The sequence below is a fragment of the Mesorhizobium sp. M7A.F.Ca.MR.362.00.0.0 genome (assembly GCF_004023175.1).
Classification (GTDB): Bacteria; Pseudomonadota; Alphaproteobacteria; order Rhizobiales; family Rhizobiaceae; genus Mesorhizobium.
The window spans coordinates 9,468-11,519 of sequence record NZ_RZTF01000203.1 but is presented as its reverse complement, the minus strand read 5'-3'; the positions used below and the strand labels follow the sequence as shown (position 1 = coordinate 11,519).

The window sequence follows — 2,052 nt, the reverse complement described above, 5'->3', positions numbered from 1 at the left end:
ATACGACGCTGCAGATGATCCGCAACATCCCGCACCTGGCGCTGATCCCGCTGGTCATCCTGTGGTTCGGCATCGACGAGGAAGCCAAACTGTTCCTGGTGGCGCTCGGCGTGTTCTTTCCGATCTACGTCAACACGCTGCTCGGCATCCAGAGCGTCGACCCGCATCTGGTCGAGATGGGCCGCGTCTACGGCATGGACCGGCGCGCCCTGTTCTTCCGCGTCATCCTGCCCGGTGCGCTGCCGGCGATCTTCGTCGGCCTGCGCTATGCCCTGGGCATCATGTGGCTGACGCTGATCGTCGCCGAAACCATTTCGGCCAGCTCCGGCCTCGGCTACATGGCCATGCAGGCGCGCGGATTCCTGCTGATCGACGTCGTCGTGCTGTCGATCCTGATCTACGCGCTGCTCGGCAAGCTTGCCGACAGCCTCGCCCGCCTGCTCGAGCGGCTGTCGCTCGGCTGGCATCCGGCCTTCCAGAACGGATGAGAGATTGCCCATGACCGCCGCCAGCCTGACCGCAGCCCGTTCCTTCGTCGCCACGCCGGTGCGGCCGATCGGCTCCGTCGAAGGGCAGCGGGCCTTTGCCTTCAGGCAAGCCGGCAAGCGCTTCGGCGACAAGACCGTGCTCGACGGCATCGACCTGGACGTGCCGGCCGGACAGTTCCTTGCCGTCATCGGCAAGAGCGGCTGCGGCAAGAGCACGCTTTTGCGGCTTCTGGCCGGGCTCGATCGGCCGACATCGGGATCGCTGACATTCGGCGTAGAAGAGGAAGGACACAGCCGCACGCGCTTCATGTTCCAGGAACCACGGCTCCTGCCCTGGGCCAGCGTGGTGAAAAACGTCGAGGTCGGGCTGACCGGGATTGCTTCCGGCGCCGAGGCAAGGCAACGCGCGCTCGACATTCTCGGCGAGGTCGGGCTTGCCGACCGGGCCGACGAATGGCCTTCGGTGCTGTCGGGAGGTCAGAAGCAGCGCGTGGCGCTGGCCCGCGCGCTGGTCGGCCACCCGCAGATCCTGGCTCTCGACGAGCCGCTCGGCGCACTCGACGCCCTGACCCGCATCGAGATGCAGCAGCTTCTGGAACGCATCTGGATCGCGCAGAAGTTCACCGCCGTGCTGGTCACGCATGATGTCGCCGAAGCGGTCGCGCTGGCCGATCGGGTCGTGGTGATCAGCGAAGGCCGGATCGCGCTTGATCTGGATGTCCCGGTCGAACGGCCGCGCCGACCCGGTTCGGTCGAGCTTGCGCGGCTGGAAGGCAAGATTCTGGATCGGCTGTTCGGGTAGGTTTGTTGGGGGCGGCGCCGCAATTGGCGGAGTGGGGGTCGACCTTTCTTCGAAGCTCACCCTCGAGAACGGTTCGCCCACACCAATCCCCCCAGCCCGACCAGCATGGTGACGACACCGATATACAGCCATTGCGACTGGCCGGTCATGAAGCTGCCGCCGACAACGCCGACGCCTTGCAGCGACCACAGCGCGCCGACGGCAAGCACAATCAAGGCCAGCAGATTTTTTGTCAGCCTCATTGCCGGATCTCCCTTTTGAAGTCGATTGGTCTCAGCATCGGGGCCGCGATAAAAGAGCCGAAGGAAGTGGCCCGACCATGCCGGGCTCTACTTGGATATTAATGTTCGATCTTGTCAAACGGACGTCTGACCTCAACACAAAAATCTTCATTGATTGACCATCGCGTGCCGGAAAATCCCTGACAGACTGTTACCCAGCGACTCCAAACGTGTGCCATTGCCACGGAACCGCCAGATCACTGCCGCATTTCGCGCCTTATTTGGCACCTAACGGCTGGGGTCTGTCAAAAACGGAGCCATCCCTCAAATATGAAGAACTCAAAACAGACCGCGCTTGTCGCGGTAACGATCGCTGCTGGCCTGATGGTCGGCGCTTCTTCGGCGACCGCCGCCGCCCAGTGCGGCCGCGCCTCGTGGTATGCCCTGCACTCCAAGACCGCCTCGGGCGAGCGCATGAACCCGTCGGCGCTGACCGCCGCGCATCGCACCTTGCCTTTCGGCACCAAGCTCAAGGTGACCA

General features: G+C 63.8%; 4 protein-coding genes. 3 read left to right on the top strand and 1 reads right to left on the bottom strand.

Annotation, left to right across the window (positions count from 1 at the left end; translation table 11 throughout):
• The coding region (locus tag EOC06_RS22495) for an ABC transporter permease subunit (RefSeq protein WP_128308824.1) at nt 1–488 on the top strand (488 nt) is incomplete at its 5' end.
• A 10-nt stretch (nt 489–498) separates the two neighbouring features.
• Nucleotides 499–1,290 carry an ATP-binding cassette domain-containing protein gene (locus EOC06_RS22490; RefSeq protein WP_128308823.1) on the top strand — a complete coding sequence of 264 codons (792 nt, stop codon included), beginning with the start codon at nt 499–501 and terminating at the stop codon, nt 1,288–1,290.
• Nucleotides 1,291–1,346: 56 nt separating this feature from the next.
• Here the strand turns inward: EOC06_RS22490 and EOC06_RS40290 are convergent, their stop codons facing one another.
• On the bottom strand, nt 1,347–1,532 hold the full coding sequence (locus EOC06_RS40290) for a hypothetical protein (protein ID WP_164893164.1): 186 nt from the start codon (nt 1,530–1,532) through the stop codon (nt 1,347–1,349).
• Between the two features lie 309 nt (nt 1,533–1,841).
• Between EOC06_RS40290 and EOC06_RS43155 the strand changes: the two genes are divergently transcribed.
• Nucleotides 1,842–2,052, top strand: a 211-nt coding sequence (locus EOC06_RS43155) for a septal ring lytic transglycosylase RlpA family protein (protein WP_245469905.1), incomplete at its 3' end; no start/stop codon positions are given.